This window comes from Streptomyces sp. NPDC107498 (assembly GCF_055582805.1).
The window spans coordinates 120,094-145,187 of the sequence record NZ_JBVJPE010000009.1 but is presented as its reverse complement, the minus strand read 5'-3'; the positions used below and the strand labels follow the sequence as shown (position 1 = coordinate 145,187).

Here is a 25,094-nt window from a genome sequence, read left to right as displayed (position 1 = left end):
CCGCGCGGCGCTCCCGCTCCCCGCATGACACCTGCGCCAGGGGGTCGGGCGACGAATCCCGGAACGATCACACGTTCTGGGGAACGACCGCTCCCACGTTCGCCCGTTCGGTACGGGCGTCCCGGCGCACCAGGGCCGCGTACCGCCCGTCCCGGGCGAGCAGCTCCTCGTGCGTCCCGCGCTCGACGATCCCGCCCGCCTCCAGGACGACGATCTGGTCGGCGTCACGGACGGTGGAGAGCCGGTGGGCGATGGTGATGGTGGTGCGCCCGGCCGACAGGGCGTCGATGGCGCGCTGCACGGCGTGCTCGGTCCGGGTGTCGAGGGCGCTGGTCGCCTCGTCGAGGATCAGCACCGGCGGGTCGCGCAGGATGGTGCGCGCGAGGGCGAGGCGCTGCTTCTCGCCGCCCGAGAAGCGGTAGCCGCGCTCGCCGACGAGGGTGTCGTACCCCTCGGGGAGCGAGGCGATGTGCTCGTGGATCTGGGCGGCGCGCGCGGCCGCCTCCATCTCCTCGTCGGTGGCGTCCGGCTTGGCGAAGCGGAGGTTGTCGGCGACGGAGGCGTGGAAGAGGTACGTCTCCTGGGAGACGACTCCGACGGCGCGGGCGAGGGTGTCGAAGTCCAGGTCCCGCACGTCGACCCCGTCGAGGGTGACGCGGCCGCCGGTGACGTCGTACAGCCGGGGCACCAGGTAGCTGAGGGTGGACTTGCCGGAACCGGTGGGGCCGACGACGGCCAGGCTGCCGCCGGCGGGGACGGTCAGGTCGATGCCGTCCAGGGTCGGGCGGTCCTGCCCCTCGGGGTCGTAGTGGAACTCGACCTTCTCGAAGGAGACCTCGCCGCGGATCTCCGGGAGCCGGACCGGCTCCTCGGGCTCGGTGATGTCGACGGGCAGGTCGAGGTACTCGAAGATGCGCTGGAAGAGCGCGAGGGAGGTCTGCACCTGCACGCCGGTGGAGAGCAGGCTGACGGCGGGCCGGAAGAGGCCCTGCTGGAGCGAGACGAAGGCGACGAGCGTGCCGAGCGAGATCTCCGAGCCGCCCGAGCCGAGGGCGATGCCGGCGGCCCAGTAGATCAGGGCGGGCATGGCGGCCATGACGATGCCGATGGTGGACATCCGCCACCGCCCCGCCATGGAGGAGCGCACTTCGAGGTCGACGAGGCGCTCGGACTCCTCGGCGAAGGACCGGGTGAGGGAGTCGGCGCGGCCCATGGTGCGACCGAGCAGGATGCCGCTGACCGAGAGGGACTCGGTGACGGTCGCGGCCATGGCGGCCATCTGCTTCTGGCGCTGGGTGGTGATCTTCTTGCGCTCGCGGCCGACGCGCCGGCTGATCCAGACGAAGACCGGCAGCAGGAGCAGCGAGACGAGGGTGAGGCGCCAGTCGAGGGCGAGCATGGCGACGACGGTCGCGACGACGGCGGTGAGGTTGGAGACGAGGGAGGTGGCCGTGGAGGTCACGGTCGCCTGCATGCCGCCGATGTCGTTGGCGATGCGGGACTGGACCTCGCCGGTGCGCGTGCGGGTGAAGAAGGCGAGCGGCATCCGCTGGAGCTGCTCGTAGACCCCGGTGCGCAGGTCGTGCATGACGCGCTGGCCGACGGTGGTCGAGATGAGGGTCTGGAGCACGCCGAAGACGCTGGTCAGGACGGCGGTGGCGATCATGCCGAGGGCCAGCAGGCTGAGCAGCCCGGTGCGGCCCTGGGGGATCGCGGTGTCCAGGATCTCGCGGAGGAGGAACGGCGAGGCGACCGACACGAGCGAGGCGGCGCCGACCAGGAGGCCGACGAGCGCGAGGCGCGCGCGGTAGGGGCGGAAGAGCCGCAGGATCCGCCGCACCTGCGCGGGCTCCTTGGGCTGCCCGGAGTCGCGGGGCGGGGGCGTCCAGTCGGACGGGTCGTGGGGGCGCATGGGCTCCTTCGAAGAGAGGCGATCCATCGGAGCATAGCTCACTGTTACCTATGCTCACAATGAACGAGGTCCTGATATTGTTCCCGCATGAGCACCTCCGATCCACTGGGCGGAACCGACACCGACGGGCTCCTCGCCGAGCAGCTGCTGCGGCTCACCCGACGCCTGCACCGCATCCAGAAGCGCCACCTGGAGCCGGTCGGCATCACCCCCGCCCAGTCGCGGCTGCTGCGCACGGTCGCGCACTTCGGGGAGCCGCCCCGGATGGCGGACCTCGCGGCCCGCCTGGAGGTCGTCCCGAGGGCCGTGACCAGTCTCGTCGACGGCCTGGAGGCGGGCGACCGGGTGCGCCGGGTGCCCGACCCGAGCAACCGCCGGGTGGTGCGGATCGAGCTCACCGACGCGGGACGCGCCACGCTGCGCGAGCTGCGCAGCGCGCGTCGGGCCGCCGCAGAGGACATCCTTGCTCCATTGACCGTCGAACAGCGCGAGGTGCTCGAAGGTCTGCTGTCCGCCCTGGTCGACTCCGGCCCGGAGCGCGGCTGCTGACCCGTCGGGCGCGGGCCGCGCCGAAGGGGAGCCGTGACATGCCGCTGCTGGAGCCGAACCCGCAGGCCCTGCGCCCCGGCAGGAAGCGGACCCCCGCCCCGGACCGCGTGCCGGAGCTCCAGGCGCGGGGCACGCCGCGGCGGCTGCGCGAGGAGCTCACCGAGCTCCTCGGGCCGGGGAAGGTCCTGTCGAAGATCTCCGACCTGGTGCGCTACGCCTCGGACGCGAGCCCGTACCGCTTCGTCCCGCAGGTCGTCGTGGTCGCCGAGGACGTCGACGACGTCTCCGCCGTCCTGTCGTACGCCCACGGCAAGGGCCGCGAGGTGGTCTTCCGGGCCGCCGGGACCAGCCTCAACGGACAGGCGCAGGGCGAGGACATCCTCGTCGACGTGCGCCGCCACTGGTCGGGCGTCGAGGTCCTGGACGGCGGGGCCCGGGCACGGATCCGGCCCGGCACCACGGTGGTGCGGGCGAATGCCGCGCTCGCCCCGTACGGGCGGGTCCTGGGGCCCGATCCGGCCAGCGCGGTCGCCTGCACGATCGGCGGCGTCGTCGCCAACAACGCCTCGGGGATGACGGCCGGCACCACCCGGAACTCGTACCGGACCGTCGCGTCCCTGACCGTGGTGCTGCCGAGCGGGACCGTGGTCGACACGGCGGACCCGGACGCCGACGAGGAGCTCGCGCGCGCCGAGCCGAGGCTGTGCGCGGAGCTGATGGCCCTGAAGGCGGAGATCGAGGCGGACACCGCGCTGACCGCGCGGATCCGCGCCAAGCACACCATCAAGAACACCAACGGCTACCGGCTCGACGCCTTTCTCGACGGCGACACCCCGGTGCGGATCCTGCGCGGCCTGATGGTCGGCTCCGAGGGCACCTTCGGCTTCATCTCCGAGGTCGTCTTCGACACCCTGCCACTGGACCGGGAGGTGTCCACGGCCCTGCTCCTCTTCCCCTCGCTGCCGGCCGCCGCCGCGGCCGTGCCCCTGTTCAACGAGGCCGGGGCGCTCGCCGTCGAGCTGATGGACGGCAACACGCTGCGGGCCTCGGTGAGGGTGGCGGGCGTGCCCGCCGACTGGGCGGAGCTGCCGAAGGAGTCGGCGGCGCTCCTGGTGGAGTTCCGGGCCCCGGACGCACCGGCCCTGGACGCGTACGAGCGGGCGGCGGGGGCCGTGCTCTCCGGCCTCGACCTGGTCGCCCCGGTGGCCTCCGTGGAGAACGCCTTCACCCGGGACCCGAAGCGGATCTCCGGCTACTGGAAGGCCCGGAGGGCCTTCGTGGCGGCGGTCGGCGGCTCCCGCGCCTCCGGTACGACCCTGATCACCGAGGACTTCGCGGTGCCGCCGGAGCGGCTCGCGGAGGCCTGCGAGTCGCTGCTCGGCCTCCAGGCCCGGCACGGCTTCGACGCGGCCGTGGCCGGCCACGCGGCCCACGGCAACCTCCACTTCCTGCTCGCCTTCGACGCGGCCGACCCGTCCGACGTCCAGCGGTACGCGGCCTTCATGGACGAGTTCTGCAAGCTGACCGTGGAGCGCTTCGACGGCTCGCTGAAGGCGGAACACGCCACCGGCCGCAACATCGCGCCCTTCCTGGAGCTGGAGTGGGGGACGCGGGCGACCGATCTGATGTGGCGGGTCAAGGAGGCCCTCGACCCCGCCGGCGTGCTCGCCCCGCGGATCGTCCTGGACCGCGACCCGCAGGCCCATCTGCGCGGTCTGAAGACGATCCCCACCGTGGAGCGGGCCGCCGATCCCTGCATCGAGTGCGGGTTCTGCGAACCGACCTGCCCCAGCAGCGACCTGACGACCACTCCGCGCCAGCGGATCGTGCTGCGCCGGGAGATGATGCGCCAGTCCGACGGCTCCCCCGTCGAGGCCCGGCTCCTGGAGTCGTACGGCTACGACGCCGTCGACACCTGCGCCGGCGACTCCACCTGCAAGCTGGCCTGCCCGGTCGGGATCGACACGGGGGCGCTCATGAAGGAGTTCCGGCACGAGCGGCACTCCGCGCGCGAGGAGCGGATCGCCGCCCTGGCCGCGCGGAACTTCCGCGCGGTGGAGGCCTCCGCGCGGCTCGCGGTCGCCGCCGCGGACCGGATCGGCGACCGGGTCCTGGGGCCGCTGACGGGCCTCGCCCGCAGGGCCGTCCGCCCCGACCTCGTACCGGCGTGGCTGCCGGAGATCCCGGGTGCGGCGGCCCGGCGGCTGCCCCGCACCCACCGCCCGGCGGCGGTCGCCGTCTACTACCCGGCCTGCGTCAACCGCGTCTTCGGCGGTCCGGAGGGCGAGGGCGGGCCCTCGCTCCCGGAGGCCGTCGTCGCGGTGTCGGCGCGGGCCGGCCGGCCGGTGTGGATCCCGGACGACGTGGCCGGCACGTGCTGCGCGACGATCTGGCACTCCAAGGGGTACGAGCGGGGCAACGAGGTGATGGCGAACCGGATCGTCGAGGCCGCCTGGGGGTGGACGGCCGGCGGGCGGCTGCCGCTCGTGGTGGACGCCTCCTCGTGCGCCCTGGGGGTCGCGCACGAGGTGGTGCCGTACCTGACGGAGGACAACCGGGCCCTGCACGCCGAACTGACCGTGCTCGACTCGCTCGTGTGGGCGGCGGACGAACTGCTCCCCCGGCTGGAGGTGCGCCGCCGCGTCGCCTCGGCCGTGGTCCATCCGACGTGCTCGATGCGGCACCTGGGCGACGAGGAGAAGCTCACCGAGCTCGCCGGGGCCTGCGCGGAGGAGGTCGTCGTCCCGGCCGACGCGGGCTGCTGCGCCTTCGCCGGTGACCGGGGCATGCTGCATCCGGAGCTGACGGCCTCGGCGACGGCCCGCGAGGCGGCCGAGGTCACGGCCAGGCCGTTCGACGCGCACCTCTCGGCCAACCGGATGTGCGAGATCGGGATGGAGCGGGCGACGGGCCGGAGCTACGGCTCGGTGCTCCTCGCGCTGGAACGCGCCACTCGCCCCTGATCGTCCGACGGTCCGAACACACGAAGGGCCCCTCACCCCGTGCGGTGAGGGCCCTTCGTATGTTCGGGTGATCATCCACGGCCGGTGCGGCTCGGCGGGGGAACCGGAACAGTACAGTCCAACCACCCGTCAGCAGGGAGGCCCCATGGACGACCAGACACCGCGCCCCGCGAGCCGCCGCACGGTCCTCAGGACCACCGCGGGAGCGGCCGGGGCCGGACTCGGCATCGCCGCAGGGGGCGGGCGGACCGCCCGGGCCGCCACCGGACCCCCTCCCGCCGCCCGACCGGAGGCCGCGGCCGTGCCGCGGCGCCGGGGCGCGACCATGGCCGGGGTCCCGTTCGAGGGCCGTTCCACGGTCCGGGTCGGCCTCGTCGGGCTCGGCAACCGCGGTGCCGGCATGATCGGCAACTTCCTCGCCCTGCCCTGGGTCCGGGTGGTCGCCGTCTGCGACCCGGTGCGCGAGAAGGCCGAGCGGGCCGCCGCGACCGTCGTGGCCGCCGGCCGCCCCGCCCCCGCCCTGTACACCCGTGGCGAGGAGGACTACGAGAACCTCTGCACCCGCGCGGACCTCGACTTCGTGTACGTGGCGACCCCCTGGGAGACCCACTTCGCGATCGCCCGGTCGGCGATGCTGGGCGGCAAGCACGTCGGTGTGGAGTGTCCGGTCGCGATGGAGCTCGCCGAGCTGTGGGAGCTGGTCGACCTGTCGGAGCAGACCCGCCGCCACTGCGTGCAGATGGAGAACTGCTGCTACGGGCGGAACGAGATGCGGGTGCTGCGGATGGCGCACGCGGGGAGGTTCGGGGAGCTGCTGCACGGCGCGGGGGCGTACCAGCACGACCTGCGCGCCCTGCTGTTCTCGCCGACGTACTACGAGGGGCCCTGGCGCCGGCTGTGGCACACGCGGCTGCGCGGGGACCTCTACCCGAACCACGGCTTCGGGCCGGTCGCCAACTACATGGACGTGAACCGGGGCGACCGGGCGGTGAGCATCAGCAGCTTCGGCACCCCGGCCCTCGGTCTCGCCGAGTACCGGGCGGCGCACGTGCCGTCCGGCGACCCGAGCTGGAAGGAGACGTACGTCGAGAGCGACCGGACGGTCAGCATGGTCAGGACGGCCAAGGGGCGGCTGATCCGTCTGGAGCACGACGTCTCCACCCCGCACCCGTACAGCAGGGTCAACAGCCTCGGCGGCACGCGGGGGATCTTCGAGGACTACCCGGCCCGGATCTATCTGGAGCCGGACCACAAGGACGACGAGTGGGGCGACTTCTCGGCGTACGCGGCCGAGTTCGACCACTGGCTGTGGAAGGAGCACGCCGACCCGCCGGGGGCCCACGGCGGCATGGACTACCTCATGGTCTTCCGTCTGATGCAGTGTCTCCAGCTGGGTCTTCCGCCGGACTTCGACGTGTACGACGCCGCCACCTGGACGGCTCCCGTGCCGCTGAGCCACGCCTCGATCAAGGCGGACGGCGCGCCGCAGGAGATCCCCGACTTCACCCGCGGCGAGTGGCGCGGGGCCCGCTCGGGCGTGGACTCCGCGAAGCCGGTCTGACGCGGGGGCGCCGCCCGGCCCCGTGACGGGGACGGGCGGCCCTTGCGCTCAGCAGCGCCGCAGGTCCTCGGTGACCGTGCCCTGGACGGACGTCAGGCTCCGGTCGTAGCAGCCGTCGGAGCCGTACAGGCGGTAGCGCTCGGTGCCGGTGCCGAGCGCGTGCCGCTGCTCGCGGGGGACGCCGAGGTCGAAGGAGGCGTCGCCGGTGTACGTGTCGTCCAGGCGCGACCAGGACAGCCGCTCGCCGCCCCGGACGACGTCGACGGCCGCGCGGTCGCCGACGGTGAGGACGGTCCGCAGGCGGTTCGCGCCGTCGACGGAGATCTCGCCGTCCATGGTGTACGCGCGCCGGGTGCGGGTCGCGGTCCGGCCGACGGTCACGGTCTCGTCGTCGGTCCAGCGGGCGGTCAGCGCGTCCGGGTTCTCGTCGGCGCCCCAGCGGTGGGTGGAGCGGTGGTCGACGGTACGGGTGACGGTCGTCGCGACGCGGCCGTGCGAGGTGTTCAGGTGGCCGGCGACGGTGAGCGTGTCGCCGCCCGTGGTCTCCAGGACGTCCGGCGAACCGGCGGTGTGCACGGCGGAGTTGCGCGGGGTGCCGAACGCGTGCCGGTCCAGGGCGCCGGTGACGACCTCGCTGCCCTCGTCCTGCCAGAGGAGCACGTTGGCGGGGACGCTCCAGCCGGACTGTCCGGCGGGGACGCCGGCGACGGACACCTCGACGCGATGGGCCGCGCCGTCGTTGAGCAGGGCCGCGAACGGCGTGAGGTCGTAGACGATCGGCCGCACGTCGAAGGCGCGCGGCGCGGGCGTCACGTACCAGAGGAAGGGGTTGGACCAGCCGCCGGTCCACACGTGCGGGAAGGGGGCCGCGATGCCGGCGAGCTTCCCGTCGACGGAGATCCGCACCTCCCGGTAGGGGCCGTCGGTGGCCTTGCAGGAGTAGGGGGCGGCGTCGGGGACGGTGAGGTACCAGAACTCCTCGCAGCCGCCGCCGGAGCCGGTGGCGTACACCTCGGCGAGGACGCGCTCGGTGTTGCGCGGGGTGGTGAGGGTGGCGCCGGTGAGCGGGACGACCCGGTCGGGGGTGCCGGCGGCGGGCTTCACGCGGCCCTCGGCGACGTGGAAGGTGAGGGTCACGCGGACGTCGATGACGCCGGTGTACGTCTCGTCGACGACGTTGCCGATGAGCATCTCGACGGACTGCGGGCGGCTGAGCGCGTCCCGGTAGCGGGTGACGTCCTTCTCGACGGACCAGGCGATGCCGTCGGGAGAGGGCTCGGGGGTGGAGGTCCGCAGGATCTCGACGCCGCCGAGGGAGAGGTGGCCGAGGCGGTCGTACTGGCGGCCCTTGACCCGTCCGTCGAGGCGCAGGACGACCTTGTTCCAGCGGGTGTCCGGGCCGCACGCCTTCGGCGGGGCGTAGCGCCCCCGGTACGGGGTGAAGTCGCGGAACTGCGCGGCGGCGAGGGTGACCTCGCAGGTGCGGGTGCCGGGGGTGGCGACGGGCGGGGCGGCGGTGACCGGGTCGTGCCAGTCGGTGGTGAACTCGGCGGGGGGCGTCGGGCCGGTCGGACCGTCGGCGGCGGCCGGGTGGGCGGTGAGCAGCGCGCCGGCGGCGAGCACCAGACCGCCGATCACGCTCGTGATCTTGAGTGGTCTCATGGGGCGGAAGTGAAGCGCGGTCCCGCGCCGCGGTCCAGAGGACGATGAACGGACGTGGCGCGATCTGTTCCCCGATGGGGGAACCGATGACGCGGCGGGCGCTTCCCGGCCGGGCGCTTCCTAGAGGAAGCCGAGCGCCGAGGCTCCGCCGACGCCGCCCAGGAGCATGAAGGCGGGCATCAGGACCTTGAGCTCGACCCAGCTGCCGGCCCGGAAGCGCATGCCCTTGGGCGGGCCGATCGGGTACCAGCGCTTGCGGCCGACGGGGATGGGCCACAGGATCGGGCAGCCCGAGACGGTCAGGGCGTCGCCGACGTCGTGCACGAGGGCACCGAGGACGATGGGCAGGCCCAGCCACAGGTACTCCTGGCCGGGGCCGGTGAAGAGCCAGTCCGAGCCGTTGCCGGGCTGGTCGAGGACCCCCGCGAGGATCCAGGCGCCGGCGGCGCCGAGCAGCCAGACCAGGACGTCGCTGGACATCCGGGCGGCCCGCCACAGCAGGCCCTCCACGGCGAGGACCAGGTGCACGAAGAGGATCGCGAGGACGGCCCAGCGGCCGCCGGTGACCGCCGCGACGGAGGCCCCGGCGCCGATCAGGACCGCCCAGAGCCAGGTGTGGGTCAGGGTCCGGTGCCCGCCGGACCTGCGGGGGTCGGCGGAGGAGCGGGTCGCCTTGTAGACGGCGTACGAGAGCTTGTCGACGATCTCGCAGAGGCCCCGGGAGACCGGACCGAAGGCGCGGGAGATGGTCGCCGACTTGTGGTCGAGGTCGGGCGCGAGGGCCGCGCCCGCGCAGATGAGCGCGCCCGCGACGAGGACCGGCCACGGCATGGGACGGTCGAAGGCCGCCGCGGCCGCTCCGACGCCCAGCCAGGCGGCCGCTCCGGACAGCGAGTGCGCCGGTCCCATCATGGTTGCCCCGCCCCGTTTCTCCCCTGCCGGCGCTCAGTTGACGACCGGTCGACGGACGAGCCTACCGTCCGTGATCACGACGGCTGATGGCCGGTTCCCTCATCCGAGCGGAATGCGGGCAAGATGGGGGCGTGACCCTTATCGATCAGCTGCCGCCGACCGCCGACCCCGACGCCCTCTTCGAGGCCTTCTCCTCCTGGGCCGAGGACCGGGGCATCACGCTCTACCCGGCCCAGGAAGAGGCGCTGATCGAGGTCGTCTCCGGGGCCAACGTGATCTTGTCCACGCCCACCGGATCGGGAAAGTCGCTGGTCGCGGCGGGGGCGCACTTCACCGCGCTCGCCCATGACCAGGTGACCTTCTACACCGCGCCGATCAAGGCGCTGGTGTCGGAGAAGTTCTTCGACCTGTGCAAGCTCTTCGGCACCGAGAACGTCGGCATGCTGACCGGCGACGCGTCCGTGAACGCGGACGCGCCGGTGATCTGCTGCACGGCGGAGGTGCTCGCCTCGATCGCGCTGCGGGACGGCAAGGACGCCGACATCGGCCAGGTCGTCATGGACGAGTTCCACTTCTACGCCGAGCAGGACCGCGGCTGGGCCTGGCAGATCCCGCTGCTCGAACTCCCGCAGGCGCAGTTCGTCCTCATGTCGGCGACGCTCGGCGACGTGTCGATGTTCGAGAAGGACCTGACCCGGCGGACCGGGCGGCCGACCTCGGTGGTCCGCTCGGCGACCCGGCCGGTGCCGCTGTCGTACGAGTACCGGCTCACGCCCATCACGGACACCCTGACCGAGCTCCTGGAGACCAAGCAGGCGCCCGTCTACATCGTGCACTTCACGCAGGCGCAGGCCGTCGAGCGCGCGCAGTCGCTGATGAGCATCAACATGTGCACGCGCGAGGAGAAGGACCGGATCGCCGAGCTGATCGGCAACTTCCGCTTCACCACCAAGTTCGGCCAGAACCTCTCGCGGTACGTGCGGCACGGCATCGGCGTGCACCACGCGGGCATGCTGCCGAAGTACCGGCGGCTCGTGGAGAAGCTGGCCCAGGCGGGCCTCCTGAAGGTGATCTGCGGGACCGACACCCTCGGCGTCGGGGTGAACGTGCCGATCCGCACGGTGCTCTTCACGGCCCTCACCAAGTACGACGGCAACCGGGTGCGCACGCTGCGCGCCCGCGAGTTCCACCAGATCGCGGGCCGGGCCGGCCGGGCCGGCTTCGACACCGCCGGCCTCGTGGTGGCGCAGGCCCCCGAGCACGTCATCGAGAACGAGAAGGCGCTCGCGAAGGCCGGCGACGACCCGAAGAAGCGCCGCAAGGTGGTCCGCAAGAAGGCCCCCGAGGGCTTCGTCGCCTGGAGCGACACCACCTTCGAGAGGCTGATCGAGGCCGAGCCGGAGCCGCTGACCTCCCGCTTCAAGGTCACCAACATCATGCTGCTCTCGGTGATCGCCCGGCCGGGCAACGCCTTCGAGGCGATGCGCAAGCTCCTGGAGGACAACCACGAGCCGCGCAAGGCGCAGCTGCGGCACATCCGCCGGGCCATCGCGATCTACCGCTCGCTGCTCGACGGCGGTGTGGTGGAGCAGCTGGACGAGCCGGACGCCGAGGGCCGCACGATCCGGCTGACGGTCGACCTCCAGCAGGACTTCGCGCTCAACCAGCCGCTGTCGACGTTCGCGCTCGCCGCGTTCGACCTGCTGGACCCGGAGTCGCCCTCGTACGCCCTGGACATGGTGTCCGTCGTCGAGTCGACGCTCGACGACCCGCGCCAGATCCTCGCCGCCATGCAGAACAAGGCGCGCGGGGAGGCCGTCGGACGGATGAAGGCGGACGGCGTCGAGTACGAGGAGCGGATGGAGCGGCTCCAGGACATCTCGTACCCGAAGCCGCTGGAGGAGCTGCTCTGGCACGCGTACGACGTGTACCGGAAGTCGCACCCGTGGGTCGGCGACCACCCGGTGTCGCCGAAGTCGGTCATCCGTGACATGTACGAACGGGCGCTGACCTTCACGGAGTTCACCTCCTGGTACGAGCTGGCGCGGACCGAGGGCATCGTCCTGCGGTACCTCGCGAGCGCGTACAAGGCGCTCGACCACACCATCCCGGACGACCTGAAGACCGAGGACCTGGAGGACCTGATCGCCTGGCTGGGCGAGATGGTGCGGCAGGTGGACTCCTCGCTGCTCGACGAGTGGGAGCAGCTGGCCAATCCGGAGGTCCAGACGGCCGAGGAGGCCCAGGAGAAGGCCGACCAGGTCAAGCCGGTCACGGCGAACGCCCGCGCGTTCCGGGTGCTGGTGCGCAACGCCATGTTCCGCCGGGTGGAGCTGGCCGCCCTCGACAACGTCGACGCGCTCGGCGAGCTGGACGCCGAGTCCGGCTGGGACGCGGACGCGTGGGGCGAGGCGATGGACGGGTACTGGGACGAGTACGACGACCTGGGCACGGGCCCGGACGCGCGCGGTCCGAAGCTGCTCGCGATCGAGGAGGACGCGGCGCACGGGCTGTGGCGCGTCCGGCAGACCTTCGCCGACCCGAACGGCGACCATGACTGGGGCATCGGCGCGGAGGTGGATCTCGCGGCCTCCGACGAGGAGGGCCGCGCGGTGGTCCGCGTGACGTCCGTCGGACAGCTGTAGAGGAGACCCGTGGTGACCAATCCCGCCGAGAGGCTCGTGGACCTGCTCGACCTGGAGCGGATCGAGGTCGACATCTTCCGCGGGCGCAGCCCGCAGGAGTCGCTGCAACGGGTCTTCGGCGGGCAGGTCGCCGGGCAGGCCCTGGTGGCGGCCGGCCGCACCACGGAGGGCGACCGGCCGGTGCACTCGCTGCACGCCTATTTCCTGCGGCCGGGTCGGCCCGGGGTGCCGATCGTGTACCAGGTGGAGCGGGTGCGGGACGGCCGGTCGTTCACGACCCGCCGCGTCACCGCGGTCCAGGAGGGCCGGACGGTCTTCAACCTCACCGCCTCCTTCCACAAGCCGGAGGAGGGCGCCTTCGAGCACCAGCTGCCGCCGAGGCACCTGACCGATCCGGAGACGCTGCCGAACCTCGCGGACGAGATCCGGGAGCACCTGGGCGCGCTGCCCGAGGCCCTGGAGCGGATGGCCCGCCGGCAGCCCTTCGACATCCGGTACGTGGACCGGCTGCGCTGGACCGCGGAGGAGGTCAAGGACGCCGACCCGCGCTCCGCGGTGTGGATGCGGGCGGTGGGGCCGCTGGGCGACGACCCGCTCGTCCACACCTGCGCCCTGACGTACGCCTCGGACATGACCCTCCTGGACGCGGTCCGGATCCCGGTCGAGCCGCTCTGGGGCCCGCGCGGCTTCGACATGGCCTCGCTGGACCACGCGATGTGGTTCCACCGGCCCTTCCGGGCGGACGAGTGGTTCCTGTACGACCAGGAGTCCCCGGTCGCCACGGGCGGCCGGGGACTCGCGCGGGGCCGGATCTACGACCGCGAGGGCAGGCTCCTGGTGTCGGTGGTCCAGGAGGGCCTGTTCAGGAAGCTCTGACCCCACGGGCCGCGGGGGCCCGGCCCCCGTGCGTCACTCGAACTCGGTGCCGCCCCTGCGGGTGAGGTAGGCCGGGCTGACCGCCTTGGCGATGGCCCGGCCGCCGGTGACCGGGCTGTACCGCTCGGTCGCGGGGCGGATGACGACGCCCTCCCGCAGATGGGCCTCCCGGCCGGAGACGGTCTCCCGGCCGCTCGCGTGCGCGAGGACGGTGTCGAGGTCGTACGGGCCGGAGTACAGGCGCGGGACGAGGGGGACCTCGCCGCTCTCCAGGACCTCCGCCGGGTCGAGCCACCGCACCTGCCCGTCGATCTCGGCGGACACGTCGAACAGCGCGTAGCCGACGGTCTCGGAGCGCGCGTCGGCGCCGTAGGCGAGGTCCTGCACCCCGGAGCCGTACACCTCGCCGAAGAGGCCGACCCGGCGGGCGCCGAGGCGCTGCGCGAGCCGCTCGGCGACGGCGGCGAGGCCGTGGCCGCGGACGGCCCGCCAGTACAGGTTGCGCGGGTCCTCCCGGAGGGCGAGGCCCTTCGCCCCGAATCCCTTCGAGGAGACCTGCGTGCGTCCCTCCCCGGCGTGGAAGGTCAGCAGGCACGCGGTCCCGTGGAGCTTCTCCGTCAGGACGACGGGCTCGCCGGGCTCGAACAGGTCCGGGTAGCGCTGGAGGTTCTCGATGTCGACCCACGGCAGCAGGTCCGGCGCCGCCTCCACGTCCCCGCTCATCGTCGGCGGTACCGGCGGGACCCACTTGGCGATCCCGAGCGCCTCCGCGAAGTCGGTCCCCTCGGCCGCGGCCCGCGCCAGGTCCGTGCCGGCGAGCGCGGCGGGCCGGCAGACGATCCCCTGCGACAGCTCGCCGCGCAGCCGTACGGCCTTCACCCGGTCCGCGTTCCCTCCGGCGAGCCGTCCGGTCAGCCCCAGCTCGTCGACGAGCGCGGGGGGCAGCACGGCCTGCTCGGGGATGTACACGGCGGCGTCGCCCGTCCGGTAGGCCCCCTTGGCGACGACGGCCCGGTAGAGCCCGACCTGGGCGAGCTCCAGGGCGTCGGCGTTCGGGTGCGGGTGGACGGTCAGGACTTCGGCGGTGACGCGCAGGGTGGACACGGTTCAGGACTCCGGTCGCTCGGGTTTCGGTCTCATCGCGACCGACTGTGCCGACTCGAATTCCCGTGGGCGATCGATTTGCCGCCTGGTAGCGTCGCCGGGTCCGGGGCCTACGGCTCGTCGTCCAGGCCCGGGAGGGTGTCCTGGGCCACCTCGTGGCGGCGGGTGCGGATGTCCGGGGGCGCCGGGTGGAGTTTGGCGTCGCAGGTGGGGCCCAGGCCCGTGCGCCGGGAGTCGGCGCCGGTCAGGGGGCGGCCGCAGAGTCGGCAGGACACCCGGCGAAGTCCTGTCCGAGCTGCGGAATCGATCGCGATTGCCAGTGGTTCGTCTCCCATGTTGAGATCAAACCCCATTTCGACGAGGAGCAGTCCATGAGCCTGTACGACATCCCCCTGAAGACCCTGACCGGCGAGCCGGTCTCCCTGGCCGACTACCGCGACCGGGCCGTGCTGGTGGTGAACGTGGCCTCGAAGTGCGGCCTGACCCCGCAGTACGCGGGTCTGGAGCGGCTGCAGAAGGAGTACGGGGAGCGCGGCTTCACCGTGCTCGGGGTGCCCTGCAACCAGTTCGCGGGGCAGGAGCCCGGCAGCGCCGAGGAGATCGCGACCTTCTGTTCGGCGACGTACGGGGTCTCCTTCCCGCTGCTGGAGAAGACGGACGTGAACGGCGAGGGCCGCCACCCGCTCTACTCGGAGCTGGTGAAGGTCGCCGACGCCGAGGGCGAGGCCGGTGACGTGCAGTGGAACTTCGAGAAGTTCCTCATCGGCCGGGACGGCGAGGTCACCCGCTTCCGTCCGCGCACCGAGCCGGACGCCCCCGAGGTCGTGGCGGCGATCGAGGCGCAGCTTGTCTGACCCCGGGGTCGTCGAACGGCTGCGGGCCGCCGGGTGCGTCTTCGCCGAGGAGGAGGCGGAGATGCTCCTCGCGACCGCCACCGGGCCCGCCGAGCTGGACCTGATGGTCCGGCGGCGGGCCTCCGGCCTGCCGCTGGAGCACGTCGTGGGCTGGGCCGGGTTCGCCGGGCTGCGGATCGAGGTCGACGGCGGGGTCTTCGTGCCCCGGCGGCGTACGGAGTTCCTCGTCGGCCAGGCGGTGGAGCTGGCCCGGCCCGGCGCCCTCTGCGTCGACCTGTGCTGCGGCTCCGGCGCCGCGGGCGCCGCGCTGCTCGCCGGGGTCGAGGGGGCTCGGGTGCACGCCTCGGACATCGAACCGGCGGCGGTGCGCTGCGCCCGGCGGAACGTCGAGCCGCGCGGCGGCCGGGTCTATGAGGGGGACCTCTTCGCACCGCTGCCGCGCGAGCTGCGGGGCCTGGTCGAGGTCCTGGTCGCCAACGTGCCGTACGTGCCGACCGGGGAGATCGGGCTGCTGCCGCCCGAGGCCCGCGACCACGAGCCGCTCGTCACGCTCGACGGCGGCGCGGACGGTCTCGACGTGCTGCGGCGGGTCGCCGGCGAGGCTCCGGAGTGGCTGGCACCGGGCGGGCACCTGCTGGTGGAGACGAGCGAGCGGCAGGCGGAGACGGCCCTCGCGGTGACGTCCGCGGCCGGCCTGCTGCCGCGGGTCGTCACCTCCGAGGAGTGGTGGGCGACGATCGTCGTCGCGACCCGGCCGTGAGACGGGGGGAGCGGCCCTGACCGCTCCCCCGTGCGGCCCGGCTACGCCTTCCTCGGCACCAGTCGGCAGCGGGCCGGGCCGTGCGTGGTGAGGGTGATCGCGGAGCCGACCGGCACCTCGGTGTCGACGGCCTCGAAGCCGTACTTCTGGAGGACCATCGCCAGCGCGATCACCGACTCCAGCATCGAGAAGTGCTGGCCGATGCAGGCCCGCGGGCCGCCGCCGAAGGGGTACCAGGCGTACCGGGGGCGGGCCGCCTCCGCCTCGGGCGTGAAGCGGTCCGGATCGAAGCGCTCCGGGTCCTCCCAGTAGGCGGGGTGCCGGTGGGTGACCCAGGAGGAGACGATGACGTCCGCGCCCGCCGGGATGGTGACGCCGCCGATCACGGTGGCGGCGACGGCGCGGCGGCCCACTGCCGGGGCGGCGGGGAAGAGGCGCATGGTCTCCTTGAGCACCTGCGTGAGGTAGGGCAGCGCGTCGAGGTCGGCGGCGCCGGGGGTACGGCCTCCGAGGACCCGGTCGACCTCCTCGTGGGCCCGCTTCAGCACCTCCGGGTGGCGGGCGAGGAGGTGGAGGGCGAAGCCGAGGGAGGTGGCGGTGGTCTCGTGCCCGGCCAGCAGGAAGACGAGGACCTGTTCGCGCAGCTCGGTGGCGTCGAAGCTGCCGTCCTCGGCGCTCTCCGCCTCGACGAGCAGGGTGAGGAGGTCGTCGCCGTCGGCGAAGGCCCGGCCGGAGCCGCGCCGCTCGGCGATGATCCGGTCGCAGACCTCGTACAGCGCCTGGTGGACGGCGGCGGCCTTGCGGTTGCCGGGGGTGGGCCAGTCGCGCGGGAACTTGACCGGGGAGTAGCCGCGGCGGAGCACGTAGGCGCCGAGTTCGGGGAAGCAGCGCTCGACGATCTCGACGGCCGCGTCGACGTCGGTGCCGAAGAGGATGCGGGCGACCGCGCGCAGGGCGAGGCGGGTCATCTCGTGGAGGACGTCGACGGTCTCGGCGCCGCCGTCCTCCCATTCGCCGACGAGGGTGGTGACCTCGGCTGCGACGGCCCCCGCGTAGCCGTCGACGCGGCGCTTGGTGAAGAGGGGCTGGACGAGCCGGCGCTGGCGGAGGTAGTCCTCGTCCTGGCTGGTCAGCAGGCCGTTGCCGAAGGACTCGCGGATCTCCTGGTAGAAGGCGTTGTCCTTGCGGAAGTTGGCGGATTCCCCGGCGAGGACCTGCTGGGCGCCCTCCGCGGAGAAGACGCCGTAGAAGGAGGCGCGGATCCCGGGCGGGCCCGCGGTCAGCTTCACGACGTCCCCGTGCTCGCGCCGGGCGCGCAGGAAGGTGCCCAGCGAGTCCTTCTTGAGGTCGAGCATGGAGCCGAGCAGCGGACTTCCCGCGAGTTCGGGTGCTTCGACACCTGTGGTGATGGCCATGAACGGTTCCCCCTCGATCGTCGCCTGCGAGCTGATTCTCCCTCAGGAGGTGACTCACGGGTAGGGAGGCCCGGACCGTGGACAGGATCCGGCCGGTCGGTCGGTCGGTCGGTCGGTCGGTCGGTCGGTCGCAGGGTCCGTTGATCGGAGGCCGTTGTCAGGGGCCGTTGTCAGTGGCGTCTGGAAGGCTCCTTCCCATGGAGCGACCCGAGCTGACGCTGCAACTGACCATCGACTGCGCCGACCCCCAGCGGCTGGTGCCCTTCTGGCTGGACGCCCTGCGGTACGTCCCCGACCCGCCGCCCGCCGGGCACGCGACCTGGCGGGCGTACTGGGAGGCGATCGGCGTGCCGGAGGACGAGCTCGGCGGGGACGCCGGGGAGCTGCCGGAGTCCATCGTCGACCCGAAGGGCGCGGGCCCCCGGGTCTGGTTCCAGCGCGTCCCGGAGCGCAAGACCGTCAAGAACCGCGTCCACCTCGACCTGAAGGTCGGCGGCGGCCGCGAGGTCCCCCTCGCCGTCCGGCGCGAGCGCGTGGACGGCGAGGTGGCCCGGCTGACGGCGCTCGGCGCGACCGTCCTGTACGCGATGGACGAGCCGAACGGCATGGACCACTACGCGGTGGTCCTCCAGGACCCGGAGGGCAACGAGTTCTGCCTCGTGTGAGGACCGGGCGGCTACTTCGCGAGGGCGCGGCTGATGACCATGCGCTGGATCTCGCTCGTGCCCTCGAAGATCGTGTAGATGGCGGCGTCGCGGTGCATGCGCTCCACCGGGTACTCGCGGGTGTAGCCGTTGCCGCCGAGGATCTGGATGGCCTGGGCGGTGACCTTCTTGGCGACCTCGCTCGCGTACAGCTTGGACATCGAGCCCTCGGCCGCCGTGAAGGGCTTGCCCGCGGTGGCCATCCAGGAGGCGCGCCAGACGAGGAGGCGGGCGGCGTCGATCTGGGTGGCCATGTCGGCGAGCTGGAAGGCGACGCCCTGGTTCTCGATGATCGGGCGGCCGAACTGGACGCGGGTCCTGGCGTAGTCGAGGGCGACCTCGTACGCGGCGCGGGCGGTGCCGACGGCCATGGCGCCGACCGCCGGGCGGGAGGCCTCGAAGGTGGCCATGGCGGCGTTCTTCACGCGCTCGCCGGACTTCGCCTTCTCGCGGGCGCGGGCGAGCCGCTCGTCCAGCTTGTCCTTGCCGCCGAGCAGGCAGGAGCCGGGGACGCGGACGTCCTCCAGGACGACCTCGGCGGTGTGGGAGGCGCGGATGCCGTGCTTCTGGAACTTCTGGCCCTGGGAGAGGCCGGGGGTGTTCGGCGGCACGATGAAGGAGGCGTGGCCCTTGGAGCCGAGCCCGGGGTCGACGACGGCGACGACGACGTGGACGTTGGCGATGCCGCCGTTGGTCGCCCAGGTCTTGGTCCCGTTGAGGACCCACTCGTCCTTGGCCTCGTCGTACACGGCGCGGGTGCGCATGGAGGCGACGTCCGAGCCGGCGTCGGGCTCGGAGGAGCAGAAGGCGGCGACCTTGACGTCGTTCGCGTCGCCGTACATCTGCGGGACCCAGGTGCCGATCTGCTCCTCGGTACCGTTGGCGAGGACGCCGACGGCGGCGAGACCGGTGCCGACGATGGAGAGGGCGATGCCGGCGTCGCCCCAGAAGAGCTCCTCCATCACCATGGGGATGCCGAGGCCGGTCGGGTCGAAGAACTGCTGGGCGTAGAAGTCGAGGGAGTAGATGCCGAGCTTGGCCGCTTCCTGGATGATCGGCCAGGGAGTCTCCTCACGCTCGTCCCACTCGGCGGCCGCGGGGCGCATCACATCGGCGGCGAAGCCGTGGAGCCAGTCGCGGACCTGCTTCTGGTCCTCGTTGAGTTCGAGCGTGAACTCGCCCATGTTCCCTCCCAGCATGACGTTACTTGCGGTAACAGCAGTCTGTTACCGGTGGGTAGAGGCTGTCAACCTGCGGTGGAGCGGTTCGGCCCGACCGACACCGGATCCCGGCCGGGTGTTACGTTGCGAGAGCCTCACGAATCGCACGGGCGGGGAGACACGCACATGGACATCGCACACCGGGCCACCGACCAGCAGACGGCCGCCGAGCAGCGGCGCCGCGAGCTGTTGGAGGCGGCGGACCGGGTGGTGCTCCGGGACGGCCCCAAGGCGTCCATGAACGCGATCGCGGCCGAGGCCGGCATCACCAAGCCGATCCTCTACCGCCACTTCGGCGACAAGGGCGGCCTCTACCGCGCCCTCGCCACCCGGCACACGGACGCGCTCCTCGCCTCCCTCCGGGCCTCGCTCGACGCGCCCGCCGACCGGCGCCGCCGCGTCGAGGCCACCCTCGACACGTACCTGGCGTCCATCGAGGCGATGCCCCAGGTCTACCGCTTCCTCATGCACCCGGCGGAGGAGTCCCACCAGACCGAGCAGGGCTTCGACGTCGGCCGCCACTCGGCCCCGCTGCTGCGCCGCATGGGCGAGGAGCTCGGCCAGGTCATCGCCGAGCGCGTCGACCTGGGACCGGCCGCCGAGGCCCAGGCCCGGATCTGGGGCCACGGCATCGTCGGCATGATGCACGCGGCCGGCGACTGGTGGCTCGGCGAGCGCCCCTGCTCCCGCCCGGACCTGGTCAAGAGCCTGGCCGACCTCCTGTGGGGCCGCCTCGCGGCGGCCGACGACCTCCCGGGCGGGCCGGGCTTCTAGGAGGCCCCGGGCCTCCGGGAAGCCTCAGGCCTCCAGGAGGGATGCCCCGGACCCCCACGGCTGCTTGCGGATCGTGCGCAGCAGGCGTGACTTGCGCCACCCCGTGACGCGGTCCGCGTAGACCCCGCCCTCCAGGTGGTCCGTCTCGTGCTGGAGGCAGCGGGCGAAGAAACCCGTCCCCTCGATCCGTATCGGGGTGCCGTCCAGGCGTACGCCCTCCACCACCGCGCGGTCGAAGCGGGGGGTCGGCGCCTCCAGGCCCGGCAGGGAGAGACAGCCCTCGGGGCCCCGGACCACGTCGCCGTCCGCCTCCACCAGGCGCGGGTTCACCACATGGCCCAGATGGCGTTTCTCCTCGTCGTCGGGGCAGTCGTACACGAACACCCGCAGGCCCGTGCCGACCTGGTTCGCCGCCAGGCCCACGCCGTGCGCCGCGTACATCGTGGCGAACATGTCCTCGACGAGCCGGGCCAGTTCGGGGCCGAAGTCGGTGACGGGCGCGCAGGGGGTGTGCAGCACGGGGTCGCCGAGGAGCGTCATCGCTCGGACGAGGCCGGAACTGCCGGGGATGGGCCGGTTTCGCATGGCCGTAAGGGTACGGTCCGTCGTGACCTCCTCGTTTCGCGTGACCGCTCGCCGGTGCCGCTGTTCGGGCTGCTGGCCGGATCTCGATAGGCTGAGCCCGGACCGACGCAAGGAGGAACAAGAACGATGTCAGGACACCCCGGTAATCCAGAGCCGCTGTCGCCGCGCGCCAAGCTGGCCGTGACGGCGGGCAAGGCCGCGGCCGCGGTGTCGCGTGCGGCGGGGCGCGGCAGCGGATCGGTGATCGGCGGCCGGGTGGCGCTGAAGCTCGACCCCGACCTCCTCGGTCGGCTCGCGCAGCATCTGGACGTCGTCCTGGTGTCGGCGACCAACGGCAAGACCACCACGACCCGGCTCATCGCGGAGGCCCTGCGCGCCGCCGGCCCCGTGGTCTCCAACGCCCTCGGCGCCAACATGCCCGCCGGCATCACCTCGGCGCTGGCCGGCGGCACGGACTCCAAGTTCGGTGTGATCGAGGTCGACGAGAAGTACCTCGCGGGCGTCGCCCGGGACACCACGCCCAAGGCGATCGCGCTGCTCAACCTCTCCCGCGACCAGCTCGACCGCGCGGCCGAGACCCGGATGCTCGCCGAGAAGTGGCGCGAGGGCCTCAACGGCACCAAGGCCGTGGTCATCGCCAACGCCGACGACCCGCTCATCGTGTGGGCCGCCTCCTCCTCCCCCAACGTGGTGTGGGTCGCCGCCGGCCAGGAGTGGAAGGACGACGCCTGGTCGTGCCCCGCCTGCGGCGGTGTGATGCAGCGTCCGGGCGACGACTGGTTCTGCGGCGAGTGCGGTTTCCGCCGTCCCGCGCCGAGCTGGGCGCTCAGCGGCGACCACGTGCTCGACCCGCACGGTTCGGCCTGGCCGATCCGCCTCCAGCTGCCCGGCCGCGCCAACAAGGCGAACGCCGCCACCTCGGCCGCCGTCGCCGCGGTCTTCGGGGTGCCGCCGCAGGTGGCCCTGGAGCGCATGTACCAGGTGCAGGCCGTCGCCGGACGCTACGACGTGGTCTCCTTCCAGAACCGCGACCTGCGTCTGCTCCTCGCGAAGAACCCGGCCGGCTGGCTCGAAACGTTCTCCCTCATCGACGGGCCGCCCGCCCCGGTGATCCTCTCGGTCAACGCCCGGGGCGCCGACGGCACGGACACCTCCTGGCTGTGGGACGTGGACTACGGCCGGCTCGCCGGCCACCCCATCATGGTGATCGGCGACCGGAAGCTGGACCTCGCGGTCCGCCTGGAGGTCGCGGGCGTGGACTTCCGCGTCTGCGAGACCCTGGACGAGGCCGTCACGATGGCCCCGCCCGGACAGATCGAGCTGATCGCCAACTACACCGCCTTCCAGGACGTCCGCCGCCGCGTCGGCAACTGACCCGTAGAGGACTTGCAGCATGAGTGACAGCAGCCTGCGCCTGGTCTGGGTCTACCCGGACCTGCTCAGCACCTACGGCGACCAGGGCAACGTCCTCGTCGTCCAGCGCCGTGCCGAACAGCGCGGCCTCAGCGTCGAGCGCGTCGACGTCCGCAGCGACCAGCCGGTGCCCACCTCGGGCGACATCTACCTGATCGGCGGCGGCGAGGACCGTCCGCAGCGGCTCGCGGCCGAGCGGCTGCGGCGGGACGGCGGCCTGAGCCGGGCCGCCTCCAACGGCGCGATCATCTTCTCGGTCTGCGCCGGGTACCAGATCCTGGGCCACGAGTTCATCAACGACCTCGGCGAGCGCGAGGCCGGCCTCGGGCTCATCGACGTGATCTCGACCCGTGGCGAGGGCGCCCGCTGCGTCGGCGACGTCCTCGGGGACATCGACCCGCGCCTGGGCCTCCCCCAGCTGACCGGGTTCGAGAACCACCAGGGCATCACCCATCTGGGCCCGACGGCCCGGCCGTTCGCCCGGACCGTCTTCGGCAACGGCAACGGGACCGGCGACGGCACCGAGGGCGCGTACAACGACACCGTCTTCGGTACGTACATGCACGGCCCCGTCATGGCCCGCAACCCGCAGATCGCGGACCTGCTCCTGAAGCTGGCCCTCGACGTGAACGCGCTGCCGCCGACCGACGACCGCTGGTACGAGGCGCTGCGCGCCGAGCGCATCGCGGCGGCCACGCAGCCCGCCTGAGTCACCCCGGGGCCGCCGCCCGCCCCTCGTACGAACGTACGTCGTCCACTGTGCGGACATCCGGTTCGGCCCCGCCGCCCCTTCGGCTATAGGGTGGCGGGGATCCAGCCGGACGACGTGGTCCGGGAGTCGGCCCACGTTGCAAAGGTTTTTGGGCTATGCGCATTGGCGTGCTCACCTCCGGCGGAGACTGCCCCGGTCTGAACGCTGTCATCCGTTCCGTCGTGCACCGCGCCGTCGTCGACCACGGCGACGAGGTCATCGGCTTCCACGACGGGTGGAAGGGCCTCCTGGACTGCGACTACCGCAAGCTCGATCTCGACGCGGTGGGCGGCATCCTGGCCCGGGGCGGCACCATCCTCGGCTCCTCCCGGGTCCAGCCCGCGCACCTCGTCGACGGCGTCGAGCGCGCCCGGGGCCACGTCGCCGACCTCGGCCTCGACGCCATCATCCCGATTGGCGGCGAGGGCACCCTGAAGGCGGCGAACCTGCTCTCCGAGGCGGGGCTCCCGATCGTCGGCGTCCCGAAGACGATCGACAACGACATCGCCTCCACCGACGTCACCTTCGGCTTCGACACGGCCGTCACCGTCGCCACCGAGGCCCTCGACCGGCTGAAGACCACCGCCGAGTCGCACCAGCGGGTCCTCGTCGTCGAGGTGATGGGCCGCCACACCGGCTGGATAGCGCTGCACTCCGGCATGGCCGCCGGCGCGCACGCCGTGGTCGTCCCCGAGCGCCCCTTCGACATCGACGAGCTGACCTCCCGGGTCGGCGAGCGCTTCGAGGCCGGCAAGCGGTTCGCGATCGTGGTCGTCGCCGAGGGCGCGAAGCCGCGCGAGGGCTCGATGGACTTCAAGACCGCCGGCACCGACATCTACGGCCACGAGCGCTTCACCGGCATCGCCAACCAGCTCTCCGCCGAGCTGGAGCGGCGCCTCGGCAAGGAGGCCCGCCCGGTGATCCTCGGCCACGTCCAGCGCGGCGGCACGCCGACCGCGTACGACCGGGTGCTCGCGACCCGCTTCGGCTGGCACGCGGTGGAGGCGGCGCACCGCGGCGAGTTCGGCATGCTGACCGCGCTGCGCGGCACGGAGATCACGATGGTCCCGCTGGCGCAGGCCGTGGAGACCCTCAAGACGGTTCCGGCCGACCGGTACGTCGAGGCGGAGTGCGTGCTCTGACGGCTCCCGTGCGTGACATCCGCCCCCGGTCGCGGTCGCGACCGGGGGCGGTTCTAGTCTGGTGCGGACAACAAGCGCGAATCGGGCTCCAGGAGTGTACGGATGGATCACAGCGGGCACGGCATGACCACGGATCTGCCGCCGTTCACGCTGGGGCGGGGCCTGGAGTTCTCCCCGGACCTCTTCTTCCTGGTCGGATGCCTGGCGGCGCTCGGCCTGTACGGCTGGGGCGTGGCGCGACTGAGGCGGCGCGGCGACGCGTGGCCGATCAGCCGGACGGTGCTCTTCGCCGTCGGCGTGCTGACGATCGCGCTGGTGATGTGCACCGGGCTCAACGACTACGGCATGGTCATGTTCAGCGTGCACATGGTGCAGCACATGGTGATCTCCATGCTGTCGCCGATCCTGCTGCTGCTCGGCGCGCCGGTGACCCTCGCGCTGCGGGCGCTGCCGGTGGCGGGCCGGGGCTCCACCGGGCCGCGCGAGCTGCTCCTGAAGCTGCTGCACAGCCGATACATGCGGGTGATCACGCACCCGGCGTTCACCATCTCCCTGTTCATCGCGAGCCTGTACGGGCTGTACTTCTCCCCGCTCTTCGACTTCCTGATGGGGTCGAAGGCCGGGCACATCGGGATGATGGTGCACTTCCTGATGGTGGGCCTGGTCTTCTTCTGGCCGATCATGGGCGTGGACCCGGGCCCCCACCGGCCCGGTTACGTGATGCGGATGCTGGAGCTGTTCGCGGGAATGCCGTTCCACGCGTTCTTCGGCATCGCGATGATGATGGCGACCGAGCCGCTGGTGGAGGCGTACAAGAACCCGCCGGCCTCGCTCGGCATCGACGCCCTCGCCGACCAGAACGCCGCGGGCGGCATCGCCTGGGCCTTCAGCGAGATCCCGTCCGTGCTGGTGCTGATCGCGCTGGTCTACCAGTGGTACCACTCCGAGCAGCGGCAGGCCGTCCGCAAGGACCGGGCGGCGGACCGGGACGGCGACCAGGAGCTGGAGGCGTACAACGCGTATCTGGCGTCGCTGCGGGCGCGGAGTCGCTGACGTCGGGATCCGGGATCCCGAATCCTGGATCTTGGATCTTGGATCTTGGATCTTGGATCTTGGATCTTGGATCCGGGACATCGGATCCACGGCCCCCTTCCGGGCCCGGTGCCGCTTCCGGCGCCGGGCCCGGTCCGCGTTCCGGCGCACGCCGGAGCGTCCGGGGAGTAGCGCGCGCCCCTCTCGCGGGGTCACGATGGGCTGGACGGCTTGCGCGGCCCCGGTCGGGAGGAGGGCGG

At 72.6% G+C, this 25,094-nt stretch carries 21 protein-coding genes; 13 read left to right on the top strand and 8 right to left on the bottom strand.

Translation table 11 applies throughout. The features are described from left to right. Nucleotides 1-67 precede the first annotated feature (67 nt). The gene (locus ACZ66Z_RS18165) at nucleotides 68-1,912 is read right to left on the bottom strand and encodes an ABC transporter ATP-binding protein (protein ID WP_469935024.1); all 1,845 of its coding nucleotides are present in this window, start codon (nucleotides 1,910-1,912) and stop codon (nucleotides 68-70) included. A gap of 87 nt (nucleotides 1,913-1,999) precedes the next feature. On the opposite strand from ACZ66Z_RS18165, the gene ACZ66Z_RS18160 reads away from it, so the two are divergent. From ACZ66Z_RS18160 to ACZ66Z_RS18150, 3 genes are all read left to right on the top strand, one after another. Then, nucleotides 2,000-2,461: a MarR family winged helix-turn-helix transcriptional regulator gene (locus ACZ66Z_RS18160; RefSeq protein WP_469935022.1), complete on the top strand. Its 462-nt coding sequence runs from the start codon at nucleotides 2,000-2,002 to the stop codon at nucleotides 2,459-2,461. Nucleotides 2,462-2,499: 38 nt separating this feature from the next. Beyond that, complete coding sequence (locus ACZ66Z_RS18155) at nucleotides 2,500-5,424, top strand: FAD-binding and (Fe-S)-binding domain-containing protein (RefSeq protein ID WP_469935020.1); 2,925 nt, start codon at nucleotides 2,500-2,502, stop codon at nucleotides 5,422-5,424. Nucleotides 5,425-5,569: 145 nt separating this feature from the next. After that, entirely contained in the window at nucleotides 5,570-6,985 is a 1,416-nt protein-coding gene (locus tag ACZ66Z_RS18150) for a Gfo/Idh/MocA family protein (RefSeq protein WP_469935018.1), read from the top strand. 48 nt (nucleotides 6,986-7,033) lie between these two features. Here the strand turns inward: ACZ66Z_RS18150 and ACZ66Z_RS18145 are convergent, their stop codons facing one another. Further along, complete coding sequence (locus ACZ66Z_RS18145; RefSeq protein WP_469935016.1) at nucleotides 7,034-8,647, bottom strand: peptide-N4-asparagine amidase; 1,614 nt, start codon at nucleotides 8,645-8,647, stop codon at nucleotides 7,034-7,036. Between the two features lie 120 nt (nucleotides 8,648-8,767). Then, nucleotides 8,768-9,559: a metal-dependent hydrolase gene (locus ACZ66Z_RS18140; protein WP_469935014.1), complete on the bottom strand. Its 792-nt coding sequence runs from the start codon at nucleotides 9,557-9,559 to the stop codon at nucleotides 8,768-8,770. A gap of 86 nt (nucleotides 9,560-9,645) precedes the next feature. Here ACZ66Z_RS18140 and ACZ66Z_RS18135 point away from each other — a divergent pair, with 86 nt between their 5' ends. Then, a complete protein-coding gene (locus ACZ66Z_RS18135; protein WP_469935012.1) occupies nucleotides 9,646-12,204 on the top strand; it encodes a DEAD/DEAH box helicase in 2,559 nt (852 codons plus the stop codon). Nucleotides 12,205-12,216: 12 nt separating this feature from the next. Next, complete coding sequence (locus tag ACZ66Z_RS18130) at nucleotides 12,217-13,080, top strand: acyl-CoA thioesterase (RefSeq protein ID WP_469935010.1); 864 nt, start codon at nucleotides 12,217-12,219, stop codon at nucleotides 13,078-13,080. 33 nt (nucleotides 13,081-13,113) lie between these two features. On the opposite strand, the gene ACZ66Z_RS18125 is transcribed toward ACZ66Z_RS18130, so the two are convergent. Beyond that, complete coding sequence (locus ACZ66Z_RS18125; protein ID WP_469935008.1) at nucleotides 13,114-14,184, bottom strand: RNA ligase (ATP); 1,071 nt, start codon at nucleotides 14,182-14,184, stop codon at nucleotides 13,114-13,116. A gap of 110 nt (nucleotides 14,185-14,294) precedes the next feature. Then, on the bottom strand, nucleotides 14,295-14,519 hold the full coding sequence (locus ACZ66Z_RS18120; protein ID WP_469935006.1) for a DUF6011 domain-containing protein: 225 nt from the start codon (nucleotides 14,517-14,519) through the stop codon (nucleotides 14,295-14,297). 36 nt (nucleotides 14,520-14,555) lie between these two features. Between ACZ66Z_RS18120 and ACZ66Z_RS18115 the strand changes: the two genes are divergently transcribed. Beyond that, nucleotides 14,556-15,038 carry a glutathione peroxidase gene (locus tag ACZ66Z_RS18115; protein ID WP_469935004.1) on the top strand — a complete coding sequence of 161 codons (483 nt, stop codon included), beginning with the start codon at nucleotides 14,556-14,558 and terminating at the stop codon, nucleotides 15,036-15,038. Beyond that, on the top strand, nucleotides 15,031-15,798 hold the full coding sequence (locus ACZ66Z_RS18110) for a putative protein N(5)-glutamine methyltransferase (protein ID WP_469935002.1): 768 nt from the start codon (nucleotides 15,031-15,033) through the stop codon (nucleotides 15,796-15,798). Before ACZ66Z_RS18115 ends, ACZ66Z_RS18110 begins: the two co-directional genes overlap by 8 nt. Nucleotides 15,799-15,839: 41 nt before the next feature. Here the strand turns inward: ACZ66Z_RS18110 and ACZ66Z_RS18105 are convergent, their stop codons facing one another. Continuing rightward, nucleotides 15,840-17,213, bottom strand: a complete 1,374-nt coding sequence (locus ACZ66Z_RS18105) for a cytochrome P450 (protein ID WP_469935000.1) — start codon at nucleotides 17,211-17,213, stop codon at nucleotides 15,840-15,842. A 197-nt stretch (nucleotides 17,214-17,410) separates the two neighbouring features. On the opposite strand from ACZ66Z_RS18105, the gene ACZ66Z_RS18100 reads away from it, so the two are divergent. Next, a complete protein-coding gene (locus tag ACZ66Z_RS18100) occupies nucleotides 17,411-17,878 on the top strand; it encodes a VOC family protein (RefSeq protein ID WP_469934999.1) in 468 nt (155 codons plus the stop codon). An 11-nt stretch (nucleotides 17,879-17,889) separates the two neighbouring features. Here the strand turns inward: ACZ66Z_RS18100 and ACZ66Z_RS18095 are convergent, their stop codons facing one another. Further along, entirely contained in the window at nucleotides 17,890-19,101 is a 1,212-nt protein-coding gene (locus ACZ66Z_RS18095; protein ID WP_469934997.1) for an acyl-CoA dehydrogenase family protein, read from the bottom strand. Between the two features lie 162 nt (nucleotides 19,102-19,263). Between ACZ66Z_RS18095 and ACZ66Z_RS18090 the strand changes: the two genes are divergently transcribed. Further along, a complete protein-coding gene (locus ACZ66Z_RS18090) occupies nucleotides 19,264-19,911 on the top strand; it encodes a TetR/AcrR family transcriptional regulator (RefSeq protein WP_469934995.1) in 648 nt (215 codons plus the stop codon). A 24-nt stretch (nucleotides 19,912-19,935) separates the two neighbouring features. Here ACZ66Z_RS18090 and def read toward each other — a convergent pair whose 3' ends face one another. Further along, nucleotides 19,936-20,496: a peptide deformylase gene (gene def / locus ACZ66Z_RS18085; protein ID WP_469934993.1), complete on the bottom strand. Its 561-nt coding sequence runs from the start codon at nucleotides 20,494-20,496 to the stop codon at nucleotides 19,936-19,938. A gap of 126 nt (nucleotides 20,497-20,622) precedes the next feature. Between def and ACZ66Z_RS18080 the strand changes: the two genes are divergently transcribed. The 4 genes from ACZ66Z_RS18080 (at nucleotide 20,623) to ACZ66Z_RS18065 (ending at nucleotide 24,855) form a co-directional block, all read left to right on the top strand. Continuing rightward, on the top strand, nucleotides 20,623-21,870 hold the full coding sequence (locus ACZ66Z_RS18080) for a Mur ligase family protein (RefSeq protein ID WP_356901112.1): 1,248 nt from the start codon (nucleotides 20,623-20,625) through the stop codon (nucleotides 21,868-21,870). Between the two features lie 19 nt (nucleotides 21,871-21,889). After that, the gene (locus ACZ66Z_RS18075; protein WP_030686136.1) at nucleotides 21,890-22,618 is read left to right on the top strand and encodes a type 1 glutamine amidotransferase; all 729 of its coding nucleotides are present in this window, start codon (nucleotides 21,890-21,892) and stop codon (nucleotides 22,616-22,618) included. Nucleotides 22,619-22,776: 158 nt separating this feature from the next. Then, nucleotides 22,777-23,802, top strand: a complete 1,026-nt coding sequence (locus tag ACZ66Z_RS18070; protein WP_391912207.1) for a 6-phosphofructokinase — start codon at nucleotides 22,777-22,779, stop codon at nucleotides 23,800-23,802. A gap of 102 nt (nucleotides 23,803-23,904) precedes the next feature. Continuing rightward, nucleotides 23,905-24,855 carry a cytochrome c oxidase assembly protein gene (locus ACZ66Z_RS18065; RefSeq protein ID WP_469934990.1) on the top strand — a complete coding sequence of 317 codons (951 nt, stop codon included), beginning with the start codon at nucleotides 23,905-23,907 and terminating at the stop codon, nucleotides 24,853-24,855. The last annotated feature ends 239 nt before the right edge of the window (nucleotides 24,856-25,094 follow it).

Excerpts from the sequence above, each read along its gene's own strand:
- ACZ66Z_RS18070 (WP_391912207.1), top strand. The coding sequence starts at position 22,777 with ATGCGCATTGGCGTGCTCACCTCCGGCGGAGACTGCCCCGGTCTGAAC.
- ACZ66Z_RS18065 (WP_469934990.1), top strand. The coding sequence starts at position 23,905 with ATGGATCACAGCGGGCACGGCATGACCACGGATCTGCCGCCGTTCACG.
- ACZ66Z_RS18150 (WP_469935018.1), top strand. The coding sequence starts at position 5,570 with ATGGACGACCAGACACCGCGCCCCGCGAGCCGCCGCACGGTCCTCAGG.
- ACZ66Z_RS18075 (WP_030686136.1), top strand. The coding sequence starts at position 21,890 with ATGAGTGACAGCAGCCTGCGCCTGGTCTGGGTCTACCCGGACCTGCTC.
- ACZ66Z_RS18100 (WP_469934999.1), top strand. The coding sequence starts at position 17,411 with ATGGAGCGACCCGAGCTGACGCTGCAACTGACCATCGACTGCGCCGAC.
- ACZ66Z_RS18095 (WP_469934997.1), bottom strand. The coding sequence starts at position 19,101 with ATGGGCGAGTTCACGCTCGAACTCAACGAGGACCAGAAGCAGGTCCGC.
- ACZ66Z_RS18115 (WP_469935004.1), top strand. The coding sequence starts at position 14,556 with ATGAGCCTGTACGACATCCCCCTGAAGACCCTGACCGGCGAGCCGGTC.
- ACZ66Z_RS18160 (WP_469935022.1), top strand. The coding sequence starts at position 2,000 with ATGAGCACCTCCGATCCACTGGGCGGAACCGACACCGACGGGCTCCTC.
- ACZ66Z_RS18080 (WP_356901112.1), top strand. The coding sequence starts at position 20,623 with ATGTCAGGACACCCCGGTAATCCAGAGCCGCTGTCGCCGCGCGCCAAG.
- ACZ66Z_RS18135 (WP_469935012.1), top strand. The coding sequence starts at position 9,646 with ATGGCCGGTTCCCTCATCCGAGCGGAATGCGGGCAAGATGGGGGCGTG.
- ACZ66Z_RS18105 (WP_469935000.1), bottom strand. The coding sequence starts at position 17,213 with ATGGCCATCACCACAGGTGTCGAAGCACCCGAACTCGCGGGAAGTCCG.
- def (WP_469934993.1), bottom strand. The coding sequence starts at position 20,496 with ATGCGAAACCGGCCCATCCCCGGCAGTTCCGGCCTCGTCCGAGCGATG.
- ACZ66Z_RS18140 (WP_469935014.1), bottom strand. The coding sequence starts at position 9,559 with ATGATGGGACCGGCGCACTCGCTGTCCGGAGCGGCCGCCTGGCTGGGC.
- ACZ66Z_RS18120 (WP_469935006.1), bottom strand. The coding sequence starts at position 14,519 with ATGGGAGACGAACCACTGGCAATCGCGATCGATTCCGCAGCTCGGACA.
- ACZ66Z_RS18165 (WP_469935024.1), bottom strand. The coding sequence starts at position 1,912 with ATGCGCCCCCACGACCCGTCCGACTGGACGCCCCCGCCCCGCGACTCC.
- ACZ66Z_RS18090 (WP_469934995.1), top strand. The coding sequence starts at position 19,264 with ATGGACATCGCACACCGGGCCACCGACCAGCAGACGGCCGCCGAGCAG.
- ACZ66Z_RS18155 (WP_469935020.1), top strand. The coding sequence starts at position 2,500 with ATGCCGCTGCTGGAGCCGAACCCGCAGGCCCTGCGCCCCGGCAGGAAG.
- ACZ66Z_RS18145 (WP_469935016.1), bottom strand. The coding sequence starts at position 8,647 with ATGAGACCACTCAAGATCACGAGCGTGATCGGCGGTCTGGTGCTCGCC.